We start from the raw sequence: 13,114 nt of genomic DNA on the forward strand, positions 1-13,114 counted from the left end.
TCAAGAGCTTTTTACCATGCGCCGGGCAAGTTTCAGGGCTTCGATCAGGCTGGAGGGGGTGGCGATGCCTTTCCCCGCGATGTCCAGTGCTGTTCCGTGGTCGGGTGAGGTGCGGATGAAAGGCAAGCCAAGGGTGACATTCACGCCCCGGTCGAAATCCAGCGTCTTGATCGGGATCAGAGCCTGATCATGATACATGGCGATGGCGGCGTCATAGCGGGTGCGGGCAGCGGCGTGAAACAGAGTATCCGCAGGATGGGGGCCGGTGATGGTTGCGCCCTCTGGGTTCAGATCAGCCAGCATCGGAGCAATCCAGTCGAGTTCCTCTGTGCCCATCTTGCCGCCTTCACCTGCATGTGGGTTCAGACCTGCAACTGCGATGCGGGGATGTGTGAGCCCGAACTGATCACGCAAACCGCGTACAGTGATTTCAATCGTCTCGCGCAGAAGATCAGGGGTAAGTGCCGCGGGAACCTGTGACAATGGAATGTGAATTGTCGCGGGAACGACGCGCAACCTCTCGCTGGCCAGCATCATGACAACCCGACGGGTTCCGGAAAGGGCTGCCAGAAACTCGGTATGGCCAGGAAAGGTGAAGCCTGCGCCGTCGATCAGGGCTTTCTTGTTGATCGGTGCAGTGCAAAGCGCTGCGGCCTCACCGGTCTGTACCAGTTCGGCGCCGGTTTCGATGGCATCAACCACCGACGGCGCGTTGGCCGGGTTTGGCTGGCCGAATACGTTAGGGGCGGGAAAGTCCATCTGAAGAACGGGCAGGGCCCGATCACAGATTTCAGCGACCTGACTGGGATGTTCGATTTTGGCAACCGGAGTGCCTGCGGGCAGGTGGCTGGCGTCCCCGATATAGAAAAACGGGCAGGCATCGCGCAGTTCAGCCCACGCCTTGGCCGCGATTTCCGGGCCGATACCGGCCGGTTCGCCGCAGCTGAGCGCGACGGTGCGTGTCATTCCTGAGTAATGACAGCGTCAGCCCGCAGCTGTTCCACCAGACTGGCCGCAAAGGCCTGAAGACGTTGCTGCGCCAGCGCATTGGCGACATCGCCCCGAGAGGTGTCTTCGCCCAGATCCCGCGTGCGGTTGCACAGCATCAGGAACACAAGCGTCTGACCATTGTTGCGAGTCAGATTCGCCGATGCTTCGTTCCGGTCCAGCTTGGCCAATTCTACGGCAATATCACCGGGCACCTCGGAAGGCGCGGCTTCGACCCGGTCCAGAACTTCGGCGGGCTGATCCTTGGCAATGCCATAGAGATCATCACAAGTGTCGATTTCTTCTTTCAGCTTCGCGGCCCGCGAAAGGGTTTCGGCGCTGCGCCCGCCTGGCAGGTAATAGGCGGCATAATCCAACTTTGAAATGCGCGGAGCGCCGGTTGCGACTTCGCGCAAGCCACGCATCTGAAACAGGGCAACAGCGTTCGGCAAGGTGATCGGGTCGGTAATCTCACCGGTCTGAAGCCCCAGGATGACAGGTTGAAGCGCCGGGGGCAGGTTCGAGATATTCAACCAGTCCAGACGTCCACCCTGACCCCGTGTTGCGGCTGCGGAATACTGAGCCGCGGCGGCAGAAAAAGCGTCTTGCCCTTCCAGCCGCGAGATTTCTTCGGCCAACAGCTCGGTCTGGGCAACCGTTTGCGGGTTTACCGGGATGATGATTTCGGACAGCAGGACCTGCAATCCGCCACCGCCCGTCTGGCCCAGAGCGCGATCGATCTCATCCTCGGTCGGGCGGGCCTGCGACAGATAGCGCGAACTGATATAGTCGCGCCATGCCAGTTGATCGGCGACATAATCCCGGACCGTTTCCGGGTCGACGCCCGCGTCGCCGAGAAGTTTTAGGAATTGTTCGGATGACAATTGTCCGCGCGAGGCGAATTCGTCGATGCCCAGTTGAACGGCCTCGGGCGTCGCTTGCACGCCGGCGTCACGCATGACCTGCCTGCGCAGTTTTTCATCAATCAAGGCATCCCTGACGTCAGCTTCGCTACCACCGGGCAGGCCCAGAACATTCAGGAATTGCAAGCGCTGTTCAAGCTCATACCAGGTGACAATGTCCTGATTGACGCGGATCGCGGGTGAGAACAGGCTTTGCGCGCCGCCCTGAAGAGGCGCGATTGCAAAAACTGCGGCAACTAGTGCCGGTGTGACCGGCTTAAGCCAACCGGAACCGAGAAACCTGGAGAAACCTAATATCAACTGCATGTTCTCTTGTATGTCTTGCCACCGCCTTCAAGGGCGTACCCTGTCAGAGAAAGGGTAAAGCCGAATTCTGTCGAAGGCTCAATAGTGGATGTTGAAGTAAAGCGCCGACTTACGGACATGTTAACCTGAACACATTCGTTCTGGTAGGTCACGCCCAGACCCAGCCGGATCGGTTCCGACTCGGCCAGATCGTAGCGCGCCAGGGCATTTGTCAGCCAGTTCTGATCGACCTGGTAACGCCCGAGCAGCAGAATTTCCGAGATTTCTTCGGTGATGTTTTCCGCCGGGTCCGGTTCCTGCCAGATATAGCTGCCAGACAGGCCGGCATATTTGGATGCCCATGCGCCGCGCAGCTCGGCTTTGACAAAGCTGAAATCACCGTCGATCAAACCGCGCCCGGCAAGTGACCAGCCATTGGCCGTGCTGATCTGCCCGGCCACCAGCAAATCCGACGATGTGCCCTGCAACCCCGATGTCAGCGTGAAATTCGGATCGGCGTCAGCACGAAACACCTGACCCACGGTCGCCTGGGCCTGCCAGCCACCCGCGCTATACCGAGCCCAGTTCAGGCCAACCACGCCGGTGGCGCTGTTCTCGCGCTGATCTTCAGCCGGGAAACGCGACAGGGACAGAAGGTTGCCCTGATCGAATTCCTGAAAGGTACTTTCATCATTCGGTACATCGGTGTCCGACACATGTGTCCATCCAAACTGTGCGATCGGTTCGAGGAACTGAACTGCCCCCGACTCCTCGCGCCGTGTTATTGGATAACGGAGTGTCAAAGCCGCACGCGGTGTAGATCGGGTCACGTTGTCTGGATAGTTGCTGTCGTGGCGGACGTTGAAAGTGTCAACCGACGCCCCTAGCGTCGTATCGACCCGCAGCCCCGACGCGAACGTCCAGCTGCGCAACCATTCGGCGTCGAAGGTGGCCCGTGCAATATCCCGGCCAACAACATCTGTGTTGCTGGTTCGTTCGTGCGCGTGGCCGATGAAAGCCAGCCGAACCTCGCCACCCAGTGTGTTGGGAAAATAGCGTTTTTCATAGTTGAGATCGAAGACGCGGGACGGGATCTCGTCCTGATTTTCGCTGTCCCGCAGTGTTTTGTAATAGATCAGGCTGGTTTTGAACGCGCTGTCGCGCTTGATCCTCTCCAGCGCGATTTCACTGCGCAAACGGTCCAGATCCGGCAAGCCATAGTCGGCCAGGTAGGCATCGTCGGATGTGGTTTCCAGATTGAAGGTCAGACGAAAATCGTTCTTCAGATTGAACCAGCCGGTGGCAAAAAGGTAGCCGCGATCCTGATCGGGTTGCACATCATCCCGTGTATAAGCGCCTTCCACCTGAATGCGTCCGTTCACGAAAGCCTGACGATAGCGGTATCCCAGCGTTGTCGTCTTGGCTGAGACGTAAGGAGTAAGTGTCAGGTCCTTGTGATCGCCAAGTTTAAAGAAATAAGGGACCTGAACTCCAGTGCCCAATTGCGACGTGCTGCGGATCGAAGGAACCAGAAATCCGGTTGCCCTCTCTAGCGTTGGGTCGGGCAAGCGCAGATAGGGAAAGTAGAATACCGGATAATCCAGCACCCGAAGCTGAGCGCCTTCGAAATATAGTTGCCGTTCCAGTTGATCATGCGTGACTTTGCGCGCCCTGATCTGCCACAGAGGCGGCCTGCCGTCGGTGCAGACATGACAAGATGTGGCCGAAACCTTGCTGAATTGCGTATAGCGACCTGCGGTCCGTTTCGCCTGAACCGAGGCGATTTGTACCTGCTGTTCGAACACCATGCGTGCGCCGATCAGCAGTCCGTTCTGAATTCCGCTGTCCAGTTGCCCTGAATCCGCCAGTAGCGTGGTCTGGCCACCCTGATCGATACGAATGGGGCCTTCCAGTATCAGCTCGCCGGTCTCGCGGTCATAAGTGATGCGATGAGCGGACAATTTGGTGTCGCCCTGAAAGGCTTCGACATTGCCTTCTGCCACAAGTTTACGTTCAGGCGTGATGAAAACCTTGTCGGCCACCAGCAAGGCGGGCTCTTGCTGCGCTTGTGTGCCCTGTGGCTGTGGTTGACCTTGAGAGGTCTGTGCTGCAAGTCCCGCCGGGACGGACAAAGCGAGCGCACTGGTAAGCAACACGTGAATAATATGCCGCATCAGCCGTCCTCCGCATGCAGAAGCAGACCAAGAGACAACAGAATTGCGGCAAAGGGCGGTGCCCAGGCAGCGATATAGATGGGCAATTGTCCGTTTTCCCCGAGGATTTGCGCAAAATTGCGCACGAAATAGATGGCAAATCCAAGCAGGACGGCTGTCAGGACGGCGATCCCTGTGCCGCCGAACCGAACGTGGCGCATGGTGAACGCGGCCCCGATCAGAACCATCGAGATCAGAAACAAAGGCCGGGCAAGCTGAACTTGCAGCCAGACCTCATATTGTTTGGTCGAAAATCCCGCCTCGCGCAGGTCGCTGATCAACTGGGGCAGGTCATAAACCGAAACCGAATCCTGTTGTCCCAAAGTGTCCATGATCCGCTGTCGGGTCAGCGAGGTCGGCAGCTCCAGACGCTCGTGTACAACTGAATTGGATTCGGGGTTTTGCCCATCCTGCAAGGCCCAGGTTTTTGCCTGATACAGAACCCAGTTCCTATCTTCCAACTCGGCCCGGTTTGCAACGATCTGCTGGGTCGGTTTGCCATCCCGCCCAAAGGTGATGACGGTTACACCGTCCAGCCGCAGCTTGTCTTGGTTCGACGTTGACCGGGCGTGGATAACGGCCTGTCCGTTTTCGGCGGACTGGCGCAGCCACAGGCCCTCGCTGCTGATCGAAAGGGCCGAACTGCCGTTGTTTCGGTATGAATCCGACAGGCGGCGGAACTCTTCGGATGTGGCCGCTGCGATGGGGTTCAACAATGCAACGGCCAGCGCGCCGATGATCAGCGACAACAAGACAGGTGCGACCAAAGCGCGGATGCCCGAGCGGCCAGTTGCACGGGTCACCACAAGTTCTGATGTGCGTGCCAGCCCGACGAACAAGGCGATGGTGGACAGGATAACCAGCAGAGGCAGCATTTCGCTGATGGCGGCTGGTGTATTCAGGAGCGTAAGGTGCAGCAACTGGGCAAATGACAGGTCGAAATCGTCAAAGCGGCGAATCTGTTCGATCAGATCGATGAGAATCATCAAGGTCAGGAAAATACCTCCGATGACCATGAAGCTTTGCAGGAACCGGCGAGCGAAATAACGGTCCAGGATCATAGGCACGACCCCGCAGTGCCTGTAGTGCGAGGCTTCGGGCCGATATCGCGCCTGCGCAATGCTGTGCGCGATGGCGTATGCCTGCCCTCTCGTACCACGTCTTTCTCCCCCGAGCCTGCCGGTCATTTTTTCGGGACCTTAATGCAATTGAAAGGCGGGGAAAACTGCTATCTGGTCAACGCGTGCCCTGCGGGCTAGGTCTTGGGGAACAGAATTCGAGGAGTGTACAATGAGCAGTCTGATACCGATCCGTTTTCAGGAGTTTGACCTGGAGGCTATGGCGCAGGCCGGAGGGCGCGTCGCCATCATCATTCCGGATGACGGTAAGATGGGCCCGGCAGCCCGCAAGGCGAACCGTCTGACAAAGGGCGGGTTGGCGCGGCTTGTTGAAAGCGAGAGTTTCAGAAAGTCCAAGACAGGTGATGTCATCTCGATGGCATGGCCCGCCGGAATGGCGGCTGAGGCGCTGGATGTTCTGGTTCTGCCACGTCGCCCCGAGGCCGCCGAAGCCCGCAAGGCAGGTGCGGCGCTGGCTAAGCTGGCAGGCGGCAAGGACATGCTGGTGATGGTGGGCAATCAGGCGCGGGCCGAGGATCTGGCACTGGGGATTGTTCTGCGCAGCTATGAATTCGAAGCGCATAAAACCAAGGAAAGCCAGAAGGCCGGTACAGTGACAATCAGCCACGCAAAGCCTGCAGAGATCGAGGCAGATTTTGCACCTCTCTATGCAATTGCTGATGGCGTTCGGATGACGCGCGATCTGACCAATGAACCGGCAAATGTTTTGACCACTACCGAATTCGCGGACCGTCTGGTTGAGATGCAGGAGCTGGGTCTTGAGGTCGAAGTGCTGGACGAAGACAAGCTGGCCGAGTTGGGAATGCGCACATTGCTAAGCGTCGGGCAGGGCTCGGACAGCCCTTCGAAAGTGGTGGTGATGCAGTGGAATGGCGGGGCCAAGGACGACGCGCCCCTGGCTTTGGTCGGAAAAGGCGTAGTGTTCGACACGGGTGGTATCTCGCTCAAACCAGCTGCTGGCATGGAAGAGATGACCATGGACATGGGCGGAGCCGGAGTTGTTGCGGGCACCATGCGCGCGCTGGCCAAGCGCAAGGCAAAAGCCAATGTCGTGGGGCTGGTTGGTCTGGTCGAGAATATGCCCTCGGGTAACGCCACCCGTCCGGGTGATGTGGTCAGGTCTATGAAAGGTGATACGGTCGAGATTATCAACACCGACGCCGAGGGCCGCCTGGTTCTGTGTGACGTGATGTGGTACGCGCAGGAACGGTTCAAGCCGGTCGGCATGATCGATCTGGCAACTTTGACCGGTGCGATCATTATCGGGTTGGGCCATGAGAATGCTGGTGTCTTTTCGAACAATGACACATTCTGCGATGCCTTCCTGAAATCAGCCAAGGCCGAGGATGAAGGCGCCTGGCGGATGCCATTGGGCGATGCCTATGACAAGTTGCTGAAATCGCGCATTGCCGACATGAAAAACGTGGGCGGTCGTCCCGCGGGTTCAGTCACCGCCGCGCAATTCCTGCAGCGTTTCGTGAAAGAGGAAACGCCGTGGATTCACCTGGATATTGCGGGCGTCGCCTCGGTGGCCGACGAGACATCTTACGCGCCCAAAGGCGCCACCGGCTGGGGTGTGCGCGCACTGAGCCGGTTTGTGCAGGACAATTTCGAGTAGGCATATGGGCGCTGTCTATTTCTACCACCTGACCCGCCAGCCGCTGGAGCACACCTTGCCTGCGCTGCTTGACAAGGCGCGGCAAGCCGGGTGGCGGATAGCCGTGCGGGGTACTGACACTGCACGGATGGACTGGCTGGATGAAAAACTGTGGCTGGGACCCGAGGACAGGTTCCTGCCCCATGGACGCGCAGGCGGTCCGTATGACGCGGACCAGCCGATCCTGCTGACCACCAGCGCCGTGGCGGGAAATGGCGCGACCTGTATCATGGCTGTGGATGGCGCGGTGGTCGAGGCGGAAGAAGTCGCCGCGCTGGAACGGGTTTGTATCCTGTTCGATGGCAATGACGACATGGCTGTACAACACGCGCGCGGGCAGTGGAAAGCGCTGACGGATGCCGGATGTTCCGCACAATACTGGTCGGAGGAGTCCGGGCGGTGGGAAAAAAAGGCCGAAGCCTGACCGGCCCGCAATTTTCAGGAGATACGACGATGCAGAAGAAGCCTTTGGGCCGTACCGGAATTATGGTGAGTGATCTGTGCCTTGGCACGATGACATTTGGCTCTCAAACATCTGAAAGGGATGCGCACCGGCAGATGGATATGGCGCTGGACGCGGGGATCAACTTTGTCGACGCGGCCGAAATGTACCCGGTGAACCCTGTCGCGAAGGAAACGATCGGGCGCACCGAAGAGATTTTGGGAAACTGGAATGCCGCCAATCCTACCCGCCGGGGTGATTATGTTCTGGCGACCAAGCATTCCGGCGCGGGGCTGTCCTTTGTCCGTGATGGTGCGCCGATCACCGCCCGCACCATACCCGAAGCGATTGAGGGGTCTTTGCGACGATTGCAGACCGGGTACATCGACCTCTATCAGTTCCACTGGCCCAATCGGGGCAGCTATATGTTTCGGCAGAATTGGGATTATGCGCCGTCTGGCGAAAACACAGACGAAGTGCTGAGCAACATGCAGGAATGCCTTGAGGCACTGCAGGCTCAGGTGGACAAGGGCAATATCCGTGCCTTTGGCCTGTCGAATGAAAGCGCTTGGGGAACCGCGCAATGGCTGCTGCTGGCCGAACAGATGGGGGCGCCGCGTGTGGCATCTGTGCAGAACGAATATTCATTGCTATGCCGCCATTTCGACACCGACCTGGGTGAGTTGAGTGTGCATGAAAATGTTGGGCTGATGGCGTTTTCCCCTTTGGCAGCAGGATTTTTAACCGGAAAGTACCAAAACGACTGCGTGCCCGACGGATCGCGTATGTCATTTGTGCCAGAGATGGGCGGCCGGAAATCCGGTCGTGTTTTCGAGGCGGTTGCAGCTTATCTGGACATCGCCGCGCGGCATGGTCTGGATCCGGTGCATATGGCGCTGGCGTGGTGCCGGACGCGCCCTTTCATGATGTCGGCTATCTTCGGGGCCACGACCGTCGCGCAGCTGGATCATATTCTGGCGGGCGTGGATCTTGAGTTACCCAAGGACGTGTTGGCCGAGATCGGCAGGGCGCATCGGGCGCACCCGATGCCGTTTTAGGGGCTCTGCCCCCGTCGCCTTTGGCGACGCCCCCGGGATATTTTTGGCCAGATGAAGGGGGATCCGGTCAGTGATGGGTGGGATGCGCGCGTTCGTGTCTCAGGTCGCGGGCCGATTGACCGTGGGCGGTGCGGAAAGCGCGGGCAAAGCTGGATTGTGAGGCGAAGCCGGTGGCGAGTGCCACATCCATCAATGGCATGTCGGTGTCGGTGACCAGACGGCGGGCCTCGGCCAGGCGCAGTTGCAGATAGTGGTCCTGCGGCGTGGTGTTCAGGCGGAGGCGGAACTGTTGTTGCAGCGTCCGTGGGCTGGTGCCCAGGCGGTCTGCGATAAAGGCCAGCGGCAGGGGATCATCCAGTGACGCCTGCATCATCGAGTTGGCCTTGGCCGTCAGCGCTGTGTGGCGATGTGGCGCGCCTGTGCGGCTTTGCGGTTTTCCGGGGTCCGGAGCGCCATCGTAAAGGAACAGGCCTGCAACGCGCGCGGCGAAACTTGCGCCGTGACGGGCGGCGATGATGTGCAGCATCATTTCTACAGCCGGAATTGCGCCACCCGAAGTCAGGCGGTTGCCGGAAACGGTGAAGCGATCAGTGCGCACATCAACTTCGGGAAACCGGGTGGCAAAATTTTCGAGGTCTTCCCAATGGGTTGTTGCCAGATGGCCATCCAGTAGCCCGGCCTCGGCCAGGAGCCACGGGCCGCCATCAATGCCTGCCATCGTTGCGCCTGTGCCCGCGATGCGCCGCAGACCAGCCAGCAGGCTGGGGGTGGCGTGGCGGGCCAGTTGGAAACCGGCGACCACGATCATCAGGTCGCAGGATTGCAACCGGGCCAGTGGGATACCGGGCACTTGCAACGCACTGGTAAGCACCGCGGGTTCTGGCGTCGCGGTCACATAGTCCCAGTCAAAGGCCGGGCGGTCCGCCAGACGGTTCGCGGCCCGCATCGGGTCCACCGCAGAGGCAAAGCTGAGCGTGTTGCATTCGTCCAGTACAAGCACCGCAGTTTTTAGGGCGCGGTGTTCCGGTTGCAGTATGTTTTTTGCGGATTTCATCAAGTTTGATTCGCATATTGCCAAGTGGGTTTCCCAAAGCTGCGCCAGAGTCGGGTCAGAACGCAAATCGGAATCCGGGGAAAAGCCTGGGGAAAACCCAAGGCAGAACCGGGTATAACTTGGGGAAAACACCATGCCTCTGGAAATGAACCGCGAAGTCTTCATTACCTGTGCCGTAACCGGCTCGGGCGGAACGCAGGACCGCAGTCCGCATGTGCCGCGGTCACCGCGGCAGATCGCCGACAGCGCGATTGCCGCCGCCAAGGCCGGGGCGGCAGTGGTTCACTGCCACGTGCGTGACCCTGAGACCGGCGTGCCAAGCCGCCGGCTGGATCTGTATCGCGAGGTAACGGACCGCATCCGCGACGCTGATGTGGACGTCGTATTGAATCTGACGGCCGGGATGGGCGGCGATATCGTGTTCGGCGGTGTTGAAAACCCGTTTCCAGTGGCCGCGGGCACGGACATGGTCGGAGCATCGGAACGCGTGGCGCATATTGCAGAATGTTTGCCCGAAATTTGCACCCTGGACTGCGGCACAATGAACTTTGCCGAGGCAGATTATGTTATGACGAATACGCCCGGGGCATTGCGCGCCATGGGCAAGATGATGACCGATCTGGGTGTCAAGCCCGAGATCGAAGCCTTTGACACTGGCCACCTGTGGTTTGCAAAGCAACTGGTGAAGGAAGGGATTCTGGCACCCAACGCTCTGGTCCAGCTGTGCATGGGGGTACCGTGGGGCGCGCCGGATGATCTGAATACCTTTATGGCGATGGTGAACAACGTGCCGGATGACTGGACCTTCAGCGCGTTTTCGCTGGGACGGAACGAGATGCCGTTTGTCGCGGCTTCGGTTCTGGCGGGCGGCAATGTGCGCGTTGGGCTTGAGGACAACCTGTGGCTGGATAAGGGCGTAATGGCCGAGAACTGGCAACTGGTGGAACGTGCAGGATCCATCATCGAGAATATGGGCGCGCGCGTGATCGGCCCCGACGAAGTCCGTGCGAAGCTGGGGCTGACCAAGCAGGCACCTGTTGCAAAATAATGGACACGCAGGTTTTTGGGGGCCAGCCCCCAAGCCCCCGGAGTATTTCTAAAAAGATGAAACATGAGCAGCCAGTAGGTGGGGAATCATGAAAACGGCGGCAATTATTGGGGGCGGAGTTATCGGCGGCGGATGGGCTGCGCGGTTCCTGCTCAATGGCTGGGATGTGCGGGTGTTTGACCCTGATCCCGAGGCGGAACGCAAGATTGGCGAGGTGTTGGACAACGCAAGACGGTCCTTGCCGGGGCTGAGTGACGTTCCGTTGCCAGCCGAGGGTGCGCTGAGCTTTCACAGCGACATGGCCGAAGCGGTTAAGGGTGCGCGTTGGATACAGGAGAGCGTGCCGGAGCGTCTGGATCTGAAACTGAAGGTTTACAAAGGCTTGCAGGAGGCTTGCGATCCGGGCGCGATCATTGGATCCTCGACAAGCGGGTTCAAGCCGTCCGAACTTCAGGACGGAGCGCTGCGCCCCGAGCAGATCGTGGTGACGCACCCCTTCAACCCGGTTTACCTGCTACCTTTGATCGAGCTTGTACCAACGGACAAGAACCCGCCCGAGATGATCAAACAGGCCCAGGACCTGTTGAAATCGCTTGGGTTCTTCCCGTTGCATGTCCGAAAAGAGATCGATGCGCATATCGCCGACCGGTTCCTGGAAGCTGTCTGGCGCGAGGCGCTTTGGCTGGTCAAGGATGGCATCGCGACAACCGAAGAAATTGACGAGGCCATCCGTATGGGTTTCGGCATCCGCTGGGCGCAGATGGGTCTGTTCGAAACCTACCGCGTGGCCGGGGGCGAGGCGGGGATGCGGCATTTCATGGCGCAGTTCGGGCCTGCCTTGAAATGGCCTTGGACCAAGTTGATGGATGTTCCCGAGTTCACTGACGAACTGGTCGATTTGATCGCCAATCAATCTGACGCACAATCCGGGATGCATTCGATCCGAGAGCTGGAGCGCATTCGCGATAACAACCTTGTCGGTATGATGCGGGCCCTCAAGGCGCAGAATTACGGCGCGGGTGCGGTGCTGAACCAACATGATGCACGGTTGAAACCCGGAGCGCTGCCGACGCTGGATCAAGCGGACCTGAGCCAGCCTATCCTGACCCTGTCGCGGGCTGTTCCTCTGGACTGGACGGATTACAACGGCCACATGAACGAAGCGAAATATCTGGAAGCCTTTGCCGCCGCCACCGATCGGTTCATGGAAATCATTGGATGCGATGCGGATTACATCGCCTCGGGTGGCAGCTATTTCACGGCGGAGAACCATATCCGTTATGTGGATGAAGCTCATGCTGGTGCCAAAATCGACGTGCGCACGCAGATGCTGTTGGGGCAGGGGAAGAAGCTGCACGTGTTCCACAGCATGTACGAGGGCGACAAGCTGCTGGCCACGGGCGAAAGTTTTCTGCTGCATGTCAGTCTGGAAACCCGTCGCCCCAGCCCGCCATCTGCTGAAATTGAGGTAGCTATGACGCGGGTTGCCGAGGCTCAGGCCGGGTTGCCTTACCCCGAAGGCGCAGGCGCGGCGATCAGGAAGCCTTCATGACGCGCCGGGTTCTGGTGACGGCTGGCGCGTCAGGCGTCGGCCGGGCCATGGCCGAGGCGTTTGACGCTGTTGGCTATGACGTCCGGGTCACGGATATCGATCAGGCGGCGTTGGATTCTTTGCCCGAACATTGGACCAGGCACCGAGCGGATGTTGCGGACGAGGCTGACATGCGCGCGGTATTTAACGCCATCAGGTCGACGGGCGGGTTGGATGTGCTCTGCGCCAATGCCGGTATTGCCGGCCCGACAAATGCTATTGAGGAAATTGATCTGGACGCGTGGCGTGCTTGTGTCGCGGTCAATCTGGACGGTGCTTTTCTGGCGGCAAAATATGCAGCGCCGCTGATGAAATCGGCGCGGGCGGGCAGTATAATTCTGACCTCGTCGACAGCCGGGCAGTATGGCTACCCGTTCCGTGCGCCCTATGCGTCGGCAAAATGGGCCGTCATTGGGTTGATGAAGACGCTGGCCATGGAGTTGGGGCCCTATGGCATTCGTGCCAATGCCATTTGTCCGGGCGCAGTTGAAGGCCCTCGGATGGAAGGCGTCCTGACCCGTGAAGCCGCAGCCAAGGGCATGACCCGTGACGAGGTCTATCTGGGCTATGCCTCTGGCACCTCAATGGGGCGCTTCGTCGAAGCGCAGGATGTCGCCAATATGGCAGTATTCCTTGCCTCGGATGCGGCACGTCTGGTTTCAGGTCAGGTGATCGCGGTGGATGGTCACACGGTCAACCCGGACCCGAAACTGTAAC

General features: G+C 59.2%; 11 protein-coding genes. 6 read left to right on the forward strand and 5 right to left on the reverse strand.

Annotated features, from left to right (window positions below; translation table 11 throughout):
* Genes pdxA through lptG form a run of 4 tightly spaced genes read right to left on the reverse strand, consistent with a single transcriptional unit; the run spans position 1 to position 5,469 of the window.
* The gene (gene pdxA / locus AC2FNC_RS06020; RefSeq protein WP_480624482.1) at positions 1 to 966 is read right to left on the reverse strand and encodes a 4-hydroxythreonine-4-phosphate dehydrogenase PdxA; all 966 of its coding nucleotides are present in this window, start codon (positions 964 to 966) and stop codon (positions 1 to 3) included.
* A complete protein-coding gene (locus AC2FNC_RS06025; RefSeq protein WP_480553718.1) occupies positions 963 to 2,216 on the reverse strand; it encodes a peptidylprolyl isomerase in 1,254 nt (417 codons plus the stop codon). Before AC2FNC_RS06025 ends, pdxA begins: the two co-directional genes overlap by 4 nt.
* Complete coding sequence (locus AC2FNC_RS06030) at positions 2,207 to 4,369, reverse strand: LPS-assembly protein LptD (RefSeq protein ID WP_496714810.1); 2,163 nt, start codon at positions 4,367 to 4,369, stop codon at positions 2,207 to 2,209. Before AC2FNC_RS06030 ends, AC2FNC_RS06025 begins: the two co-directional genes overlap by 10 nt.
* The gene (lptG, locus tag AC2FNC_RS06035) at positions 4,369 to 5,469 is read right to left on the reverse strand and encodes an LPS export ABC transporter permease LptG (protein ID WP_480621905.1); all 1,101 of its coding nucleotides are present in this window, start codon (positions 5,467 to 5,469) and stop codon (positions 4,369 to 4,371) included. Before lptG ends, AC2FNC_RS06030 begins: the two co-directional genes overlap by 1 nt.
* A 229-nt stretch (positions 5,470 to 5,698) precedes the next feature.
* Between lptG and AC2FNC_RS06040 the strand changes: the two genes are divergently transcribed.
* Genes AC2FNC_RS06040 through AC2FNC_RS06050 form a run of 3 tightly spaced genes read left to right on the forward strand, consistent with a single transcriptional unit; the run spans position 5,699 to position 8,704 of the window.
* Entirely contained in the window at positions 5,699 to 7,165 is a 1,467-nt protein-coding gene (locus tag AC2FNC_RS06040) for a leucyl aminopeptidase (RefSeq protein ID WP_496714811.1), read from the forward strand.
* A 4-nt stretch (positions 7,166 to 7,169) separates the two neighbouring features.
* Positions 7,170 to 7,628: a DNA polymerase III subunit chi gene (locus AC2FNC_RS06045; protein ID WP_480621903.1), complete on the forward strand. Its 459-nt coding sequence runs from the start codon at positions 7,170 to 7,172 to the stop codon at positions 7,626 to 7,628.
* A 29-nt stretch (positions 7,629 to 7,657) separates the two neighbouring features.
* Positions 7,658 to 8,704, forward strand: a complete 1,047-nt coding sequence (locus AC2FNC_RS06050) for an aldo/keto reductase (RefSeq protein WP_496714812.1) — start codon at positions 7,658 to 7,660, stop codon at positions 8,702 to 8,704.
* A gap of 67 nt (positions 8,705 to 8,771) precedes the next feature.
* Here AC2FNC_RS06050 and AC2FNC_RS06055 read toward each other — a convergent pair whose 3' ends face one another.
* Positions 8,772 to 9,758: a GlxA family transcriptional regulator gene (locus AC2FNC_RS06055; protein WP_480517314.1), complete on the reverse strand. Its 987-nt coding sequence runs from the start codon at positions 9,756 to 9,758 to the stop codon at positions 8,772 to 8,774.
* A 133-nt stretch (positions 9,759 to 9,891) separates the two neighbouring features.
* Between AC2FNC_RS06055 and bcoG the strand changes: the two genes are divergently transcribed.
* The 3 genes from bcoG to AC2FNC_RS06070 all read left to right on the forward strand — a co-directional run bounded on the left by bcoG (position 9,892) and on the right by AC2FNC_RS06070 (position 13,113).
* The gene (bcoG, locus tag AC2FNC_RS06060) at positions 9,892 to 10,806 is read left to right on the forward strand and encodes a 3-dehydrocarnitine:acetyl-CoA trimethylamine transferase BcoG (protein ID WP_480517312.1); all 915 of its coding nucleotides are present in this window, start codon (positions 9,892 to 9,894) and stop codon (positions 10,804 to 10,806) included.
* 85 nt (positions 10,807 to 10,891) lie between these two features.
* On the forward strand, positions 10,892 to 12,358 hold the full coding sequence (locus AC2FNC_RS06065) for a carnitine 3-dehydrogenase (RefSeq protein ID WP_480553888.1): 1,467 nt from the start codon (positions 10,892 to 10,894) through the stop codon (positions 12,356 to 12,358).
* Positions 12,355 to 13,113: an SDR family oxidoreductase gene (locus tag AC2FNC_RS06070; protein WP_496714813.1), complete on the forward strand. Its 759-nt coding sequence runs from the start codon at positions 12,355 to 12,357 to the stop codon at positions 13,111 to 13,113. Before AC2FNC_RS06065 ends, AC2FNC_RS06070 begins: the two co-directional genes overlap by 4 nt.
* The last annotated feature ends 1 nt before the right edge of the window (position 13,114 follow it).

This window comes from Ruegeria sp. BHSA123 (genome assembly GCF_059613425.1).

Excerpts from the sequence above, each read along its gene's own strand:
- pdxA (WP_480624482.1), bottom strand. The coding sequence starts at position 966 with ATGACACGCACCGTCGCGCTCAGCTGCGGCGAACCGGCCGGTATCGGC.
- AC2FNC_RS06025 (WP_480553718.1), bottom strand. The coding sequence starts at position 2,216 with ATGCAGTTGATATTAGGTTTCTCCAGGTTTCTCGGTTCCGGTTGGCTT.
- AC2FNC_RS06030 (WP_496714810.1), bottom strand. The coding sequence starts at position 4,369 with ATGCGGCATATTATTCACGTGTTGCTTACCAGTGCGCTCGCTTTGTCC.
- lptG (WP_480621905.1), bottom strand. The coding sequence starts at position 5,469 with ATGATCCTGGACCGTTATTTCGCTCGCCGGTTCCTGCAAAGCTTCATG.
- AC2FNC_RS06040 (WP_496714811.1), top strand. The coding sequence starts at position 5,699 with ATGAGCAGTCTGATACCGATCCGTTTTCAGGAGTTTGACCTGGAGGCT.
- AC2FNC_RS06045 (WP_480621903.1), top strand. The coding sequence starts at position 7,170 with ATGGGCGCTGTCTATTTCTACCACCTGACCCGCCAGCCGCTGGAGCAC.
- AC2FNC_RS06050 (WP_496714812.1), top strand. The coding sequence starts at position 7,658 with ATGCAGAAGAAGCCTTTGGGCCGTACCGGAATTATGGTGAGTGATCTG.
- AC2FNC_RS06055 (WP_480517314.1), bottom strand. The coding sequence starts at position 9,758 with ATGAAATCCGCAAAAAACATACTGCAACCGGAACACCGCGCCCTAAAA.
- bcoG (WP_480517312.1), top strand. The coding sequence starts at position 9,892 with ATGCCTCTGGAAATGAACCGCGAAGTCTTCATTACCTGTGCCGTAACC.
- AC2FNC_RS06070 (WP_496714813.1), top strand. The coding sequence starts at position 12,355 with ATGACGCGCCGGGTTCTGGTGACGGCTGGCGCGTCAGGCGTCGGCCGG.